The sequence below is a fragment of the Proteiniclasticum ruminis genome, assembly GCF_900115135.1.
Taxonomy (GTDB): Bacteria; Bacillota; Clostridia; order Clostridiales; family Clostridiaceae; genus Proteiniclasticum; species Proteiniclasticum ruminis_A.
Genome location: NZ_FOVK01000023.1, coordinates 1 through 17,376 on the forward strand (window position 1 = coordinate 1; position 17,376 = coordinate 17,376).

10 protein-coding genes and 1 pseudogene are annotated in these 17,376 nt (G+C 35.5%); 7 read left to right on the plus strand and 4 right to left on the minus strand.

Going from position 1 to position 17,376, the window contains the following annotated elements:
* The 4 genes and pseudogenes from BM243_RS15450 to BM243_RS14595 all read right to left on the minus strand — a co-directional run.
* Positions 1-107, minus strand: a pseudogene (locus BM243_RS15450) (flagellin); the annotation flags it as partial.
* A 322-nt stretch (positions 108-429) separates the two neighbouring features.
* Positions 430-1,152 carry a JAB domain-containing protein gene (locus tag BM243_RS14585; RefSeq protein ID WP_347499611.1) on the minus strand — a complete coding sequence of 241 codons (723 nt, stop codon included), beginning with the start codon at positions 1,150-1,152 and terminating at the stop codon, positions 430-432.
* Complete coding sequence (locus BM243_RS14590; protein WP_074913298.1) at positions 1,106-1,507, minus strand: hypothetical protein; 402 nt, start codon at positions 1,505-1,507, stop codon at positions 1,106-1,108. Before BM243_RS14590 ends, BM243_RS14585 begins: the two co-directional genes overlap by 47 nt.
* 56 nt (positions 1,508-1,563) lie before the next feature.
* Positions 1,564-1,920 (minus strand): hypothetical protein, encoded by a 357-nt coding sequence (locus BM243_RS14595; protein ID WP_074913301.1) that lies wholly within the window; start codon positions 1,918-1,920, stop codon positions 1,564-1,566.
* 424 nt (positions 1,921-2,344) lie between these two features.
* On the opposite strand from BM243_RS14595, the gene BM243_RS14600 reads away from it, so the two are divergent.
* The 7 genes from BM243_RS14600 to BM243_RS14630 all read left to right on the plus strand — a co-directional run bounded on the left by BM243_RS14600 (position 2,345) and on the right by BM243_RS14630 (position 16,808).
* Entirely contained in the window at positions 2,345-2,947 is a 603-nt protein-coding gene (locus BM243_RS14600) for a DUF1819 family protein (protein ID WP_074913303.1), read from the plus strand.
* Positions 2,944-3,522, plus strand: coding sequence for a DUF1788 domain-containing protein (locus BM243_RS14605; protein ID WP_347499612.1), 579 nt, complete (start codon positions 2,944-2,946; stop codon positions 3,520-3,522). The genes BM243_RS14600 and BM243_RS14605 overlap by 4 nt, the downstream gene beginning before the upstream one ends.
* Positions 3,523-3,533: 11 nt before the next feature.
* Positions 3,534-7,121, plus strand: a complete 3,588-nt coding sequence (brxC, locus tag BM243_RS14610; protein WP_074913308.1) for a BREX system P-loop protein BrxC — start codon at positions 3,534-3,536, stop codon at positions 7,119-7,121.
* A 10-nt stretch (positions 7,122-7,131) separates the two neighbouring features.
* Positions 7,132-10,737 carry a BREX-1 system adenine-specific DNA-methyltransferase PglX gene (pglX, locus tag BM243_RS14615; protein ID WP_074913310.1) on the plus strand — a complete coding sequence of 1,202 codons (3,606 nt, stop codon included), beginning with the start codon at positions 7,132-7,134 and terminating at the stop codon, positions 10,735-10,737.
* 21 nt (positions 10,738-10,758) lie between these two features.
* On the plus strand, positions 10,759-13,281 hold the full coding sequence (gene pglZ / locus BM243_RS14620) for a BREX-1 system phosphatase PglZ type A (protein WP_074913312.1): 2,523 nt from the start codon (positions 10,759-10,761) through the stop codon (positions 13,279-13,281).
* Positions 13,282-13,361: 80 nt separating this feature from the next.
* Entirely contained in the window at positions 13,362-15,434 is a 2,073-nt protein-coding gene (brxL, locus tag BM243_RS14625; protein WP_074913315.1) for a protease Lon-related BREX system protein BrxL, read from the plus strand.
* A gap of 135 nt (positions 15,435-15,569) precedes the next feature.
* Complete coding sequence (locus tag BM243_RS14630) at positions 15,570-16,808, plus strand: hypothetical protein (RefSeq protein ID WP_074913314.1); 1,239 nt, start codon at positions 15,570-15,572, stop codon at positions 16,806-16,808.
* The last annotated feature ends 568 nt before the right edge of the window (positions 16,809-17,376 follow it).

The following is a 17,376-nucleotide window of genomic DNA, read 5'->3' on the forward strand; positions in this document are numbered from 1 at the left end:
ATTCTAAGACCTGAAGAAAGCTTTTCCAGGGACTTAGCCTGAGCACCCTGAGCGGATGTCAGTCTTGAGTAAGTGTTCATTGCTGAAATGTTGTTGTTAATTCTCATTTTTTTCCTCCTTGAATTTGACTGTGAACTTCCGTATTCACATGAATTTATAACAAGCCTATGATCAGCTCGGCCCATTACCGTTATCAGCGTCCTTTTGATTCTAAACATTTCCCCGGACGATTGGGTTCTGTTTGAGAGATTCGATGGAGAGTCTTTATCCATCGGACTTGTGCATGATAACCTTAACTGTGATATCAGCACCAATTATGCGGTTCTTATAGATTTCCGATAAACCAAGTACTAAGTATCTTCTTTGATTTATTGCTCATATATAAATAATCGGAGAAATTTTAGAATGTTTAACACCTTACAAGTGGTTTTAAACGGAAAAATTATCAGAAATATTAATGCCAAGAAAAGGAGAGAAAAATTCTCTCGGAAAGACAACAGGATTTTGAATATTTACGATGTAGATTATAGAAAGAATAGACACCAGTAGCTTATACTTGATGTTAGTGACTATGGTAAAGACAGGCATTCTCTTTTGAAGACCCTTAGATTTCTTCTTTCTTATACTGTAATATGTATCTTCTCCAATGATGATATGGTCTAAGAGGTCTATGCCCATAAGTCTTCCACAATCTCTGATTCTTTCTGTGGCGGTTTGATCTTCTGAAGAGGGGGCTGGGTCTCCTGATGGATGATTATGAAATAGGATGATGGATGCTGCATTACTGAGTACAGCTGCTTTGAGTACTTCTCTTGGATGCACGATGGAGGCATTGAGAGATCCTATGGAGACTACATGGAGATTTAGCGGCTGATTCTTTGTGTTAAGGCAACATACTAGGAGCTGCTCCCGATCTGTTTCTTCCATGAGAATTTTTCCTAGTTCGTATGCTTCTAAGGGTGTATTGACCCTACGTTTCCCGTATAGAAAACTAGATTCTCTCACCAATTTGATTTTTACAACCTGTACTCTTTTGGACGGGAAAACGGGATTTTCTATAGATTCATGGTGTTTTCTAATATGATTCTTTTCTGTATAGGTCATGTTATGCAATCTCCTTTTCATTTTGTGTACTATTTTCTTGAGTAGCATTTATGGGTATAGATTTCTTTTCTTTGTCTTTTGAGTTCTTATTTGTTCTAGAACTTCTACTGGAACTTAGAAGTTTTGCCATGGCTTCCAGCATGTCAGAGGTAAACACATTTTTCTCTATGGCATCTTTGAGTAAAGAGATGAATTCCAGTTCTGTCACATCGAGTGATCTAGCAATGTACTTCTCTGGATGTCCAGTGAGATCTTTGTAGAGGCTGAATCTGATTTCAAATCTCTTCAGCTTCTTCACGTAGATTTTTTCGATACAGTAGGTGTAGTTGTTGTCTACATATCTTCCTTGATTGTGGATCTCACAGTACTGGGTGTCTTTGATGAGTTCAGTTTTTTCTGGCATAGTTTTCTCCTTTCACATAAATAGGACATGAGCCTCATAATAAGGTTCATGTCCATTTACTTTTTCAGTATTTCTTTTGGGGTCATGTCATAGGGAAGGATGATGATGATTCCATAGTCAGAGCTGAGTAGATAGAGTGAAGCAGTGTAACGGGGGCCTTTCTCTGGATAGATGAGGTCCACAAATTCGGGTAATGGATTCTTTGTGAGGTCGATGTTATGAAGTGCTTCCAGTTCCTGAATATCGTCAAGATTTTCTAGAATGACTACGTAGCCACCAAGGTCTGTGAAGGAATCTCGGTCTGTTCCGTATTCTTCATCTAGGATAGTGAGCGCTTCTAGTCCATAGGTTTGGACTTCCTCTTCTAGGTGTGCGATTTTGGATATGTCTGATACGTGTAGTAGTTTGATCATGGCTTTCCTCCAATCATTATTCATGAGCTTTAGGAGAGTGGGTTTCTCTCATAGTGTCTCATGCTTCATCAAAGGAATAATATATATTTGAAGAGGTGGTTTGATTCGGGTGTGTACTGAAAATCGGATAGTAGAACTGATAGGATAAAATTAAGGAAGTATGGCTAATAAAAGGAAAAGTGGTAATGATACATTGACAACCTAAATATTCAGCTAGTATTTTTTTCATTTTGTGGTTCTCACAAGTACTTGTATATTTCTTCTGCATTCTAGAGTATAGATGATATAATGAAATTGATTGATTTATCTTGCAAATCCCTCGATTGATTTATAAGAGGGATTTTGCCTTGATTCAGTGGGAAGAAGGATTTAGAAGAATCAGTTATACTAGGATCATATACAAATTATGAATGGAGAGAGATATATGACAAAAAAGGCTTATAGCGCAGGAATGGTGAAGTTATCTTTTTGGTTTTCTGAGTTTAAGAAAACAGTACACCTCATGAATTCAGGAAAAACCTTAGATGAGATTAAAGAACTAAATGTCAAAGAGAATATTTACTCTGCATCAACAGTGGAGAGATCCCTACAGATTTTCAAAACAGTATCTGCAAGAATTCGAGCTTTGGATCCAAGTTTCCTTAGGATATTTGAAGAACTGGATATATCAAACCAGAAGATTGTTGCATTGATTGCCGTTATGGAAAGTGACAGTTTATTTTTTGATTTTATGTTCGAGGTCTATCGAGAAAAAATTATTATGGGAGTAGATGAGATTACAGATAGTGATGTGAGTATCTTTTTCAAAGATAAACAGATGCAAGACGAAAGAGCTGCAAAATGGAAGGATTATACTTTAAAAAGGTTAGGATTGGTTTACAGAACGATTCTTGCTGAATCAGGGGTTATAGACCGAACAACTGGTGTAAGAAAGATCTTAAAGCCAATATTGGATGAGTCATTGGAATTAGTTTTGATAGACCGAAAAATGCATGCTACACTGAAAGCTTTGACGGGGGTGAGATGATGGCGAGTCTTGAAGAGCGATTAGATAAAGTTGAAAGGTTGATACGTGCTGAAAGTTTTCGAAAGAATAAAGGACTTGGGAATGAGGTTGGATATTATATCTTTGATTATCCTGCGGAGAAAGAACTCCAAGTACGAGAAAGAGTTTCTTACATGGTAAGTAAGAATAGCAGAGGGATCGATGGGTTTCAACTTATTGTCTTTGATTTGTACGATATACTCATCGATATTCTAGAAAGGGAAGGATTTACAGACCAAGTTGTTCAATTTGAAAAAGAATATGGGCTAGGATTTATTACAGATGCACTACAGATGTTGCTTAAGCTTGGTGAGCGAGATAATTTGGTTGTCAAATATTTTCAGGAGAACACACCAGATGATGCAGTAGTTTTTATCATTGGAATTGGCAAATGTTATCCAATTATCCGTTCGCACTCTATACTAAACAACCTTCATCAGGTTATCGATAGAGTTCCTGTAGTGATGTTCTTTCCTGGCCTCTATGATGGTCAAGAATTATCACTTTTTTCTAAGATTGGGAATAATTACTATAGAGCGTTCAAACTTGTGGAATAGGGGGAAAAGAAATGTTAATAAGAGATATGTTCACTAAAGCTATCGATCGTGATATTAAGGGTGTAATCAAAGTAGGGCAAGAAGACGAACAGAATATTCGCCAAGAATTAGAGGAGTATGTAGTTACTAGAGAGCTACAGAAACATTTTGCTGACTTTTTTTCAAGTTATAAGAGAGGGATTAACGGCCCCACTGACAAAATGGGCGTTTGGATATCGGGTTTTTTTGGTAGCGGTAAATCACACTTTCTGAAAATATTATCTCACCTCCTTGAAAACAAAGTGGTAGATGGCAAACATGCCATTGAGTATTTTGAAGAAGACAAGAAGATCATTGATCCAATGGTTCTTGCGGATATGAAGCTTGCCGCGAAGGTTCCAACAGATGTGATTCTTTTTAATATTGATTCAAAAAGCCAGGTATCATCTCAAGCTTCAAAGGATGGGATACTACAGGTATTCTTAAAGGTCTTCAATGAGATGCAGGGGTTTTCAGGCTCAAGTTTACATCTTGCTGATTTAGAAAGACACCTTACTATTGAAGGAAAGTATGAAAGGTTTAAAGAAGTATTTGCTGAAAGGTATGGAGCCTCTTGGGTAGAATCTAGACACAAGTTTCATTTTATTCAGGATGCTATCGTAGACGCATTAGTCCAGATAGAGTATATGACTGACTCAGCAGCTAGAACTTGGTTCAAGCAATCGGTGAGTCCTTATCAGCTAAGCATTGACAGCTTTGCGAAGATGGTAAAGAAGTATGTGGATTCAAAGGGCCCCAATCACCATGTGGTATTTCTCGTGGATGAGATTGGCCAGTATATCGGAGATGACTCAAAGCTCATGCTCAATCTTCAAACAGTTACTGAGGATTTAGGAACTGCTTGTCAAGGTAAGGTTTGGGTCATAGTCACCAGCCAGCAGGATATTGATTCTATTACAAAGACAAAAGGGAATGATTTTTCCAAAATCCAAGGTCGATTTGATACAAGATTGTCTTTGTCTGCTGCGAATGTAGATGAGGTCGTCAAAAAGAGAATTCTAGACAAAACAACAACAGCGGGAGATACCTTACGCATACTATATGAGCAGAAAGCAACAATCATCAAGAATCTTATCGTCTTCAACGATGGAGTCGAAAAGAAGTTGTATGCCAACGATCTTGATTTTGCCTCAGTATATCCTTTTGTGACGTATCAGTTTAACTTATTGGGAAGTGTACTGACGTCCATACGAACCCATGGTGCATCTGGAAAGCACTTATCCGAGGGTGAACGTTCCATGCTCGCCTTATTTAAGGAATCCACAATGAAATTAATGAACCAAGAGCATGGTGCTCTTGTTCCATTCAATATGTTCTATGATGCACTCCACCAATTCTTAGATCATACCCATAAAGGTGTTATATCGAAAGCTTTGGATAACGAAATCATCAATCCAGATAAAACCGATAATTGCTTTACCGTTAATGTCCTAAAGACTCTCTTTATGATCAAGTATGTAAAAGAGATTACAGCGAACGAAGATAACATAACAAGTCTCATGGTATCTGATATCGATACAGACCGAATAGCTTTGAAGAAACAGGTTGTGGATTCGTTAACTATTCTAGTTCGCCAAATGTTGGTCCAGAAGAATGGAGATTTATATGTATTCTTGACTGATGAAGAACAGGAAATCAATCGTGAGATTGAAGGTCAGCATGTGGATCCGGGTGAAGTGATCAGCAAAGTATCTGAGATTATCTTTGAAGAAATCTTTAGTGAGAAAAAATATAGATATCCTGCCCACAATAACAGATACAATTTTGCTTTCAACCAGAAAGTTGATGACAGGCCCTATAAGTCTAATCAAAATAATGATATCTCTGTAAATGTCATTACACCTTACTATGAAGGAAATGATGAAGAAATTAGTTTGAGAATGAAATCAGGGCAAGGCAAAGAAGTGCTTGTAGTTTTGCCCAATGATTCTGCATTCTTAAATGAAATCCAAAGTGTTTTAAAGATTGAGAAATACTTGAGAGTAACTACTTCAAATAGAATTGCGAAGTTTGACCAAATCAAAGATGCCAAGCGCTCAGAAATGCGAGTGAGAAGTGGAAATGCAAAGGTATTTCTTCAGGAGTCCATGAAGAATGCCAGTATATATGTAAATGGAGACAAGGTTCAATCCAGTAGCAAAGATGTCAGCAGCAAGGTGCTTGAGTCTGTTGGAAAGCTTGTTGAAACTCTATATCATAAGCTACCATATATTGAGGTAGCCATGAGTGAGGCAAATATCAGAAGCCTATTTAAAGTTACGAATCAGCAATCCATTATCCTCGAGGGTCAAAAAGATGCAAATAAGAATGCCCTAGAAGATATGCTGAATATGATTACTGTGAATTCTTCTAGGCACACAAAGACCTCAATGAAGAGCCTAATGGATCATTATATGAAAGCGCCTTACGGGTTTATTGAAGATGATGTTGAATGGCTTGTCGCTAAACTCTTCAAAGATGGGAATATCTCTATCACAATCAATGGGGAGAATATTACTACTTTAAACCGTACAGATGATGAAATCGTCCGCTATCTGACCAAAAAGGAATACGTTGAGAAACTACTTACTGAACTTCGGCAGCGATCTTCATTCCAAGAGAAGAAGGCTGTGAAAGAAGTGATGAAGGAACTGTTTAATGTTTCTACTGTAAGTGACGATGACGATACGCTTATGGAATCTTTCAAGAAATATGCTCAAAGTATGATTCATGATATTGAGCGTTTCGAATCTGAGTCACTTGAGAGACCATTACCAGGTAAAAAAGTGCTTTCGGATGGTAAGAAACTGTTGCTTCAGGTGAAACATACTCAAACCCCATCAGAATTCTTTAAACTTGTTAAATCGAAACAAGATGATTTTATTGACTTCGCTGAATATTATGAGCCTGTGAAAGCTTTTTATTCAGGTGACCAAAAAGGATTTTTTGTAAAGTCTCTTAAACTTATGTCTATTTATGAAGCGAGCAAAAATTTTGTTGTTGATGGAACCGTTGAAAAGCTAGCGAAGGAGATATCTGGAATTATTGGAAAAGAGAATCCATATAGCGATATATCTAAGCTACCTAAGTTAAACGTAGACTTCGAAAATGCCTATAATGAAATTCTTGAGCAGGAGGCTATACCGATTTATGAGGCGATCGAGGATGCTAAGAAATATACCCTAGGAAGACTGGATTCTAAGCCGTATAAAGAAGACTTGAGAAATCGATTTGAAAAAGGGTTTGAGGGACTGAAGGAGAAAGCTAATAGCTGTAATAACGTGGCAATACTTCAAAGTATAAAACTTGAAGCAGATGCGCTAAAGATGAGACTTCTGGATGAAATTGACACCAAGGATCAGGTAATTAGAGAAACGGAAGAACAGTATGGTGATAAGAGTGATCAGGCCGATGACACTAATATAAAGACAATACTCAAGGCATACTCTTTGAAATCAATCAGTACATCAACCACTTGGATCATTAAGTCTGAAGAGGATATTGAAGAATATCTTGAAAAGTTGAGAACTGGAATTAGAAGCAAGATTGAAGAGAATACAATCATTCATATTTCACTGTAGGAGGGAATACATGAATAAGACTGCTATCAAGAATTTTGCCATCTGGGCAAGAAAAAAGCTGATTACTGACATTACATATAAGGCGGGTCTAATGGGTATTACTGAGAAGGGGATAGAATATCCTCTTCCTCAGTCTACTTCTACAGTACAATTTTTTGACATTGGTACGAAGGAACCATATTCAATCTCAGGCACAGAAATTGAACAGAGAAGAAGATTAGTAGACCTAATAAAGAGTAAAGAAAAAGAGAGTGATTATAAGACAGCATTCAAGTTTGTTGTTGAAGAGGTGGCATATACCTGGTTCAATCGACTCATAGCCATCAGATTTATGGAAGTGAATGATTATTTGCCCTCAAGAATCAGGGTGCTATCTTCCGAGAGTGAAAATAAAGTTGAGCCTGACGTTGTGACATATGCTTTAGAGCTGGACTTTGATTTTAGTGTTGCTGAAAAAGAACGAATCATACAGTTGAAACTAGAGAACAAGCTTGATGATTTGTTTAGAATGCTCTTTATCAAGCAGTGTAATACTCTTAATGATAATCTTCCGGAGCTATTTGAAAAGACAAGTGACTATTCAGAGCTACTCCTAAATGTATCCTTTACAGATAAAGATGGGGTGGTATACCATCTTGTGAACGATATTTTGGAGGATGATTTCAATGTTACAAAAGAAGGGCAGATTGAAATTATTGGTTGGCTTTATCAGTATTACAATACAGAACCAAAGGATGAAACTTTTGCTCTTCTTAAGAAGAATGTAAAAATCACCAAAGAGAGAATACCTGCAGCCACTCAGCTATTTACACCCGAATGGATAGTAAAGTATATGGTTGAGAATAGTTTGGGTAGACTTTGGGTTGAGGGTCATCCTAATGAAGAGCTAAAAGCAAATTGGAAGTATTATCTTGAAGAATCTGAACAACAAGAAGATGTAGAAAAACAGCTCGATCAAATCCGAGAAGAATATAAGACGCTTAAGCCTGAAGACATTAAAGTGATAGATCCGGCAATGGGTAGTGGACATATTCTTGTCTATGCATTTGACGTACTTATGCAGATTTATGAGAGTACTGGATATACAAGAAGAGATGCGGCAAGAAGTATTGTAGAAAGAAATCTATATGGCTTGGATATTGATACCCGTGCTTATCAGCTCGCATATTTTGCGGTGATGATGAAAGCTAGGGAGTATAACAGAAGAATATTAGACAAAGAAAATCCCGTGAAATGTAATCTCCATGTGATTCAAGAAAGTAATGGGATAAATCGGAATCAGGTAAAGTATTTCGGTTCACACCTTAGTGATATTGAGAAGAATACGGCTCTACTTCAGATAGAAGAACTCCTAAATACTATGATTGATGCTAAGGAATATGGATCAATTCTTAAAATCAACAACTATAATTGGGATTTGCTTAAAGATTTCTCAAGTAGTTTTGATGGTGGAAATCAGCAAACTTTCGATTTGCTTGATATTGATGGGACAAAAGAAAAATTATTGATATTAATTGAAAATTCAAGAATACTATCAGATAAGTATGATGTAGTTATTACCAATCCTCCATATATGGGAAATATTGGAATGGGAAGTAAGTTATCGGAATTTATTAAGAAAAATTATAAAGAAAGCAAAGCAGATTTATTTGCTGTTTTTATTGAAAAATGTTGCTGTTTAACAAGAAATAGTGGGTTCACCTCCATGATAACTCAACAATCTTGGATGTTCTTATCTAGCTATGAAGAAGTAAGAAGAATGATATTATCCAAAAATATCATAAATATGATACATCTTGGTGCCAGAGCTTTTGAAGAAATTGCCGGTGAGGTAGTTCAGACTGCAGGTTTTGTTATTCAGAAGACTAATCTTATGAGTTATAAAGGACAATACTTAAGATTGTTAGAGCCAAACACACAAGATGGGAAGGAAGATATGTTTTTCTCTCATGAGAATAGATATTTTACGACACAAAAAAGCTTTTTACAATTACCGGGATCCCCAATTGTATACTGGTTGCCAGAAGCTCTTATAAAAGCGTTTCAGGATGGCGAGGTACTAAAGAATCATGGTGATACTAGACAAGGAATGGCTACATCTGATAATAATAGATTTATTAAGCTTTGGTTTGAAGTTGAGTATTCTAAAATTGGGTTCAAATGTGCATCATCAAAAGAAGCAAAAGAAGCAAATAAAAAATGGTATCCATATAATAAAGGAGGAGCTTTTAGAAAATGGTATGGTAATTCAGAATATGTTATTAACTACGAAAATGATGGGCAAGAAGTCAAAGGATATGCAACACATTTGTATAGGACACCCAGTAGAACCATAAAAAGCATGAATAGATACTTTCAAGAATGCATTAGTTGGTCAAAGATATCAAGTGGAAACATAGCTTTTAGATATTATCCTATGGGGTTTATTTTTGACGTTGCTGGTTGTTCTATTTTTTACAATAATAAAAAGAATATGTATTATGATTTTGGATTTATAAATTCAAAAGTAGCGAGAGATATTTTATCAGCAATATCGCCTACATTAAACTATGAAGCAGGTCATATTGCATCTTTACCAATTATTAGAAAAGATGAATTTCAAAATCAAATTGATTCAAAAGTGCAAGAATGTGTTGATATTTCAAAGGAAGACTGGGACTCATTTGAAACATCTTGGGAATTTCTTAGAAATCCATTAATTCGAACGAATCGCATACATGATGCGTTTGAGATTTGGGCGTCAGAATGTTCTGAGAGATTTGCAAGAGTAAAGTACCATGAGGAGTCGTTGAATCGTATTTTCATTGAAATCTATAAATTAAAAAATAATATAACCCCAGATATACCTGATAGAGAGATTACAATTAATAGAGCTGATTTACACAGAGAAATCAAAACTGTTATGTCTTACTACGTGGGATGTGTATTTGGGAGATATAGTCTTAAATCTGAAGGTTTAATTTATGCAGGTGGTGTATGGGATAACAGTAAGTATAATTCATTTATTCCCGATGACGATAACATTATTCTTATAACTGATGAAGAGTATCTTTCTGATGATATTGTTGGACGATTTATTGAGTTTGTACAAGCTATATATGGATCCGAAACACTAGAAGAAAATCTCGACTTCATTGCGAATGCACTTGGGAATAAAGGGAATACATCACGAGAAGTAATACGTGATTATTTTGTGAAAGACTTTTATAAGGATCATTGCAAAACTTATCAAAAGAGACCCATTTACTGGCTTTTTGATAGTGGAAAGAATAACGGATTCAAAGCTTTAGTGTATATGCATCGATACAATGAAGATACAATTGGAAATCTTAGAATCGACTATCTCCATAAGATTCAAAGAATCTATGAAAATGAGATACGAAGAATGCAAGATGTCATTGATACAAGCTCAAATGCTAGAGAAGTCTCAAGTGCTACAAAACGAAAAGATAAACTATTGAAGCAACTACAGGAGACTAAGGATTATGATGAGAAAATTGCGCACTTAGCCTTAGCGAGAACCAGTATCGATTTAGATGATGGTGTAAAAGTGAACTACGAAAAAGTACAGACAGACAGAGACGGTAATAAACTGGAAGTATTAGCCAAAATATAAGAAAAAGAGGAGGGAGCTTACATGGCAGAAATGAATCTGAGACAGATTACAGATAAGCTCAATGAAGAATTTAAAGGAAGTAACCGGAAGCTTATATTCTGGTATGATGAGAAGGCTGAATTTGTTGAGGATGTTGATTCGCTCGACCTGGAAAATGCAGAAGTATTTCATCTGGAGAAAAACAAGCAGTTTTACACAAAATACTTTCTAGAGAAAAGGGATCAGACTACGAATTACTTGCTCTATGCTCCCTATCCTCGACCTCATGAAAGCGAAAACCACTTAGAAGATCTACTTTTATACTCTAAACAGTTTTTTGCAGACAAGGCTTCACTCATTGCGATGGATCTTGGAATCGATGCTCGATACAAGCCCTTATTAGAAAAGTATATGAAGTTTTTTGAGTCAAAAGAAAGAACTCAGAAGTTCTATAATTTGGAAATTGAGCATTTTAGTAAAGAGGCTATAGAAGTTGGGATGATGAGTGTTCTTTCAAGGTCAAGAATCTCAAATTTCGAAGAAGTTTTAAGAGTGATTTTGACAACAGATAAGTTAGAAGATAATAAGTTCCTTATGGAGCTTGGGAAGTACAACTTACTCGAAGTCTTTTGGTCACTATGTGAAACAAATTTTGGTTACTTAGATACTCAGCCAACATTAGAAAAACTTATCATTGCATTATTTGTAACATATGTACAAAAGTATTTTAGAGAAGAGATTCCAGTATCATGGAAGAATTTCATATGCCATAGGCCAGGAAATGTGATTGCATTTATGGATAGTTTGAAGAATAGCTTTTTATATAGAGACAGGTATGATGAACTTTCCCTACAAGTATCTCAAAAACTTCGTGCAAAAGAAGTTTTGCAAAGCTATAGCCCTGAAACTATATTGGAGAGTGATTCCTTTCAAGTATTTGATGAGTACATCATTCAATGGATAGTGGAACGGTTATTACAGGAAGATTTAGGTGCTAAGTTAAGTGATATAAGCATTGTAGATGTATGTAAGGCAAGACGAAAGGGCCATTTTGCGGATGCTTATCGCTCTGAATATCACTTACTAGAAAGTGCTTTCTTTGTGATACAAGCTGCAACTTATTGCCCTAAAGATAACCTACAAGATATCACTGAACAGTATTTGGATAGAGATTATAAGATTGATTATCAGTATAGAAAGTTCTGTTTCAACTTTGATCAGATAGAAGATACCACTCCTTTTGAAAAGCTTCGAGATCTTGTGGAAAATATTTACAGCAATGTGTATCTTTCTCAGATTACGACAAAATGGAATAAAGCTCTTGACAAGGAAGGCATGATGTCTATAAGAGAGAGGCAACAAGATTTCTTTACACAATATGTCAGATCATCAAATGACCGAGTTGTAGTAATAATTTCAGATGCATTACGATATGAAGTGGGAAAATCATTGTTTGAGAGACTTAACTCAGATGAGAAATGTACACCTTTGATTAATTTCATGATCAGTACCCTTCCTTCCTATACGAAATTAGGAATGGCTGCTTTACTACCGCATAAACAGATTGAAATAACAGATGACTATAAAGTGCTAGTTGATGGATTTAGCGCAGACTCTTTAAAACAAAGAGAAGTTATTCTGCAACAAGCGACTGTAAATAGTGCCTGTGTGCAGTTTGATGATTTAAAAACGATGAAAAAGAATGAACTAAGAGATGTCTTCACAGGTAAAGAAGTGGTTTATGTCTATCACAATCAAATTGATGCTAGAGGGGACAAACTCAATACTGAGAATGAAGTGTTTATGGCTTGCCAGGAAGCTGTAGAAGAGATCCATACTATGATTAGGAGAATATCTTCGAATGCAAATACACACCATTTTATTGTCACTGCAGATCATGGCTTTATCTATAAGAGAGATAAAGTACAAGAGACTGATAAAATCATTCATTTAGCTGATAAAGATGCCTATATAAACCGAAGGTTTATCATTTCTCATGAGAAGATACAAGATGATGGTATTCTCTGTTTGCCAATAAGTAGTATTCTAAGAAATGAAGACTCCAAAAATGTAATCGTACCACTAAGTACTCATGTCTATAAAGTAGCTGGTGGAGGACAGAACTTTGTACATGGCGGTTCATCACCGCAGGAAATGATCATTCCTGTCATTGATGTAAAAGTTGAAAGAGGCCATGCTGAAACGAGAGCTGCTCAAATTACATTGGTTAGCGTGGTGCAAAAAGTAACAAGCTTAATAACATCACTCGATTTTATCCAGACAGAACCGGTGAGTGATGTTACAAAAGAAACGAGTTACAGAGTTTACTTTATTTCAGAGGATCAGGAGAAGATCTCTAATGAATATATTGTTGCAGCAGATAAGAAGGATGAAAACCCAAGTAAAAGAATCTTCAGATTGAAATTTAACTTCAAGAATAAGCAATATAGTAGAGCTAAGAAGTACTATCTAGTTGCCTATGACGAGAAAAATGATATTGAGCTTTTCAGGCATGAAGTCGTTATGGATATCGCTTTTGCAGATGATTTTGGCTTTAATGTGTAAAGGAGGGGGAGAAATTGGAAGACAGAGAGAGCAGGAACGAAGACAATTCCCAAAAAGAGTTTGCTGATGATTATGAGTGGATGGAAACGGAAGAGGTAGAAGAATCTACTAGTGATCCTTTTGGTCTACATCTTAACGAAAAGCTAAATCATATTTTTGGAGGGAAAATTGTCAGGAAGGACCTAACGAAGAAAATCAAGGAAGGGGCAAACGTTCCTGTATATGTATTAGAATATCTCCTTGGCATGTATTGTGCTACCACTGAAGAAGAAGCTATTGCAGAAGGTGTAAAGAATGTAAAAAAAATTCTGGCCGAAAATTTTGTTCGGCCTGATGAAGCGCAGAAAATTATTTCAAAGCTTAGAGAAAGAGGAACCTATACAGTTATTGACAAGGTATCGGTGAAACTAAATTATAAAGAAGATCGCTATGAAGCAGAATTTTCTAATTTAGGAATTAAGAGCGTACCGATATCAGAACAATATCCTACTAAATTTGAACGACTTTTAAGTGGTGGGATATGGTGTATTGTTCAATTGGAGTATTTTTATGATGAAGGTGATAAGACAAGGGTACCTTTTATCATTTCAAAACTCACACCTATTCAAATGCCAAATCTTGACATGGGAGAAGTTGTGGAAGGAAGGAGACGCTTTTCAAAAGAAGAGTGGATTGATGTAATGCTCCGTTCTATTGGAATGGAACCATCGAGATTTAGTCTTAGGGTTAAAATGTTACTTCTAGCTCGTATGATTCCACTTGTGGAAAATAACTTCAACTTGTGTGAACTTGGACCTAGAGGTACCGGTAAGTCACATGTTTATAAAGAGATTTCTCCGAACAGCATCCTTGTGTCAGGTGGCCAAACTACGGTTGCAAATCTATTCTACAATATGTCCAGTAAGACTGTTGGATTGGTAGGGATGTGGGATTGTGTAGCTTTTGATGAAGTAGCTGGAATTACATTCAAAGATAAAGATGGTATTCAGATTATGAAAGATTATATGGCCTCAGGTTCATTTTCGAGAGGTAAAGAAGAGAAGAATGCTTCTGCATCGATGGTTTTTGTTGGTAATATCAACCAAAGTGTAGATGTACTATTAAAGACTTCCCATCTCTTTGATCCATTCCCGGATGCCATGGCTTACGATAGTGCTTTCTTTGATCGAATGCATTGCTATATTCCTGGTTGGGAGATTCCGAAGTATCGGCCAGATTTTTTTACAAATGAGTATGGATTTATAACGGACTACTTATCTGAGTTTTTAAGAGAGCTAAGGAAAACATCTTACTCAGATGCCCTTGACCAGTATTTTAAGCTTGGAAACAACCTGAATCAAAGAGATGTCATCGCGGTTCGAAAGATGGTATCTGGTCTCATCAAATTGATTTATCCTCATGGAGTTTTTGGAAAAGAAGAAGTAGAAGAAATACTCCGATTTGCTCTTGAGAGTAGAAGAAGAGTAAAAGAGCAGCTGAAGAAAATCGGTGGTATGGAGTTCTATGATGTAAACTTTTCCTATATTGACAACTTAGATTTCTCTGAGGAATATGTACCAGTACCAGAGCAAGGTGGGGGCAAGCTAATCCCAGAAGGTCTTCATAAGCCAGGACAAGTATATACAGTTGGACGCGGTAAATCAGGAATGCTTGGGGTGTTCAAGCTTGAAACTGAAATGGTCACTGGTTCAGGAAAATTTGAAAGAACTGGAATAGGTTCAGACAGAGAAGCGAAGGAAGCGCTTGATACAGCCTATAGATATTTGAAAGCAAATGGCAAGAATATTAGTGGAACTATCAGCACGACTTCAAAAGATTACCTGATGCATTTGCAAGATCTTAATGGTATTGGAATTACAAGCCAACTATCATTAGCTGCATATATAGGGTTGTGTTCAGCAGCCTTAAATAAACCTGTTATTGGGAGTCTTGCAGTTTTGGGTAATTTAAGTATAAGCGGAAGTGTTATTAAGGTTGAAGATCTTGCCAATAATTTACAGGTTTGCCTAGATAGTGGTGCTAAGAAGATATTGATACCAATGTCATCAGCAATGGATATGCCTTCAGTACCACCAGAGCTTATGAGTAGGTTTAGCCTAATCTTCTATCAGACTCCAGAAGATGCGGTGTTTAAAGCACTAGGAGTAGAATAAAAATATAAAAATAATATAAGATTAATAAAAATAAATCTGGGATTACTGAGGTGTTTTTTAATGATTATTATATAATTTTAATACTATGATACATCAAGAGAATTATGTATCCAAATATTTGTACTTGGAGGGAATATGAACTGGGATAAATTTTGTCAAATAATTCATTTGCTTTTTCACAAACGTGACAGAGAAATTAAATTTGATAATTCCGTTATTGAAATGAATATTTATGATAATAATATTAGGTACACAAAATCTGAATTTGAAACACTTTTATTAGAATATAATAAATTTGATTATAGTGAATTTAGTATTTATAATAATGATAAGTATGAAGCGCTAGTGCATGTTGATAAATATTATAACGGACGACTTTCAGAAGATAGATGCATAGAGTCTGATGAAGTCTCTATTTATATGAGTAAATGTTCAGATGAAATCATATTGAGTTTATTAAACGAATTCAAAGATGAATTATCGAATCTAAGATTTTTTTATTCATCATTTAGATATAGAGAAACTAATATAGAACTTTTTGATTTACTTCGAGGTATGTTTAGAGCGAACTCTTTGTATATTATTAAAAAAGGTGAAACTATGAAGAGAGAACTTTTTGAGAATATGGCGCTGGCTTTTTCATTCAATTATTCATATAATATTGATAGAGTAGTTAGACCTGTAAATAGCTTTTCTGAAATAGTTACCATGATACACAAGAGAAGTGCTAGAATGAGATATGATGATTTGAGTGTCCCGTTATTAAACTACAAAAAAGAAATAGTAGATAGATATTTGATGGCTCAATCATCAGAAGATATTTTTGTTCAATTTATAGGCTATTATCAAATAATGGAACATTTTTTCAGTGAAGTTTCCAAAGAAAACATACATACTACAATAAAGGAAATAATACAGCATCCAGGGTTTTCGCCGAAAAGAAAGAAAGATACAGCAAAATTGGCAGAAGCAATAATTACGAAAATGAACTCATATAAAGAAGATTTTAGAGGCACAGAAATAGAGGCTTTGGAACTGACTTTAGAAAAATATATTGATATTCAGAACTTAATGGATTCACTAAACGATTTTGAAAATGGGATTGTTAATTATTATAGTACTCACGAAGTTAGTTTTTCAAAGGGAAAAAAAGTAGAGTTGATGGATTCTTCAAATAAAAAGATTTTTAAAGATATAGCATCTAGAATCTATAACACGAGAAATTCGTTAGTGCATAGTAAATCAAATGAGTATAATATCAAAGAAAAAGGAATATATCGCCCGTTTAAAGATAGCGCTGAGCTATCTAAAGAGTTGCCTTTGATGAGAATTATTGCAGAAACTATTATTATTAAAACTTCAAGTGAAATGTAATACAATTGTATTTATTACCTAAATGCACAAAGCTGTAACCAAATCGAAAAACACGTATCCCTGTCCATATTGTAAAAATAATCAAAATATTATAAAATATGATTAACTGAATTAAAATATATCTTAAATGAGTTATCTGAACAGTTCAGAGTAACTCTTTGTGGATTGAAACAATCAGAAGAGTGATGGATCATATTTTATTAAAATCATGTTTGCATTAAACATAAGGGACTCTTACTTGTTTTTGCTCTCGTGAAATGACATAAATATGACGGAGTTGTCTGTCCGCAAATAGACGGATATACTGTCCTTAAGAATACTTAAGGAGAAATAGAAAGAGACCCTTCCACCTCATGTTTGCCCAGAGTGTTTGGAAGGGTCCCTTACTAACTTAATAGCATGGTAATTATAACAAACTTTGAATTGGAATGGAATAGTGAAAAGAGCGTTTTTTGTTAGGAGTATGGAGAAAAGTGTATGCCCAATCTGTATGGGGAAACTTGAAGTTATAGGGTCTAGAAGGCGTTATGTGATAGAAGGTACAGGAAGCAGACAAACCCTTATCGTG

What these genes read in the sequence shown, in the direction of transcription:
- BM243_RS14585 (WP_347499611.1), bottom strand. Translation starts at nt 1,152, where the DNA reads ATGCTACTCAAGAAAATAGTACACAAAATGAAAAGGAGATTGCATAAC.
- BM243_RS14590 (WP_074913298.1), bottom strand. Translation starts at nt 1,507, where the DNA reads ATGCCAGAAAAAACTGAACTCATCAAAGACACCCAGTACTGTGAGATC.
- BM243_RS14595 (WP_074913301.1), bottom strand. Translation starts at nt 1,920, where the DNA reads ATGATCAAACTACTACACGTATCAGACATATCCAAAATCGCACACCTA.
- BM243_RS14600 (WP_074913303.1), top strand. Translation starts at nt 2,345, where the DNA reads ATGACAAAAAAGGCTTATAGCGCAGGAATGGTGAAGTTATCTTTTTGG.
- BM243_RS14605 (WP_347499612.1), top strand. Translation starts at nt 2,944, where the DNA reads ATGATGGCGAGTCTTGAAGAGCGATTAGATAAAGTTGAAAGGTTGATA.
- brxC (WP_074913308.1), top strand. Translation starts at nt 3,534, where the DNA reads ATGTTAATAAGAGATATGTTCACTAAAGCTATCGATCGTGATATTAAG.
- pglX (WP_074913310.1), top strand. Translation starts at nt 7,132, where the DNA reads ATGAATAAGACTGCTATCAAGAATTTTGCCATCTGGGCAAGAAAAAAG.
- pglZ (WP_074913312.1), top strand. Translation starts at nt 10,759, where the DNA reads ATGGCAGAAATGAATCTGAGACAGATTACAGATAAGCTCAATGAAGAA.
- brxL (WP_074913315.1), top strand. Translation starts at nt 13,362, where the DNA reads ATGGAAACGGAAGAGGTAGAAGAATCTACTAGTGATCCTTTTGGTCTA.
- BM243_RS14630 (WP_074913314.1), top strand. Translation starts at nt 15,570, where the DNA reads ATGAACTGGGATAAATTTTGTCAAATAATTCATTTGCTTTTTCACAAA.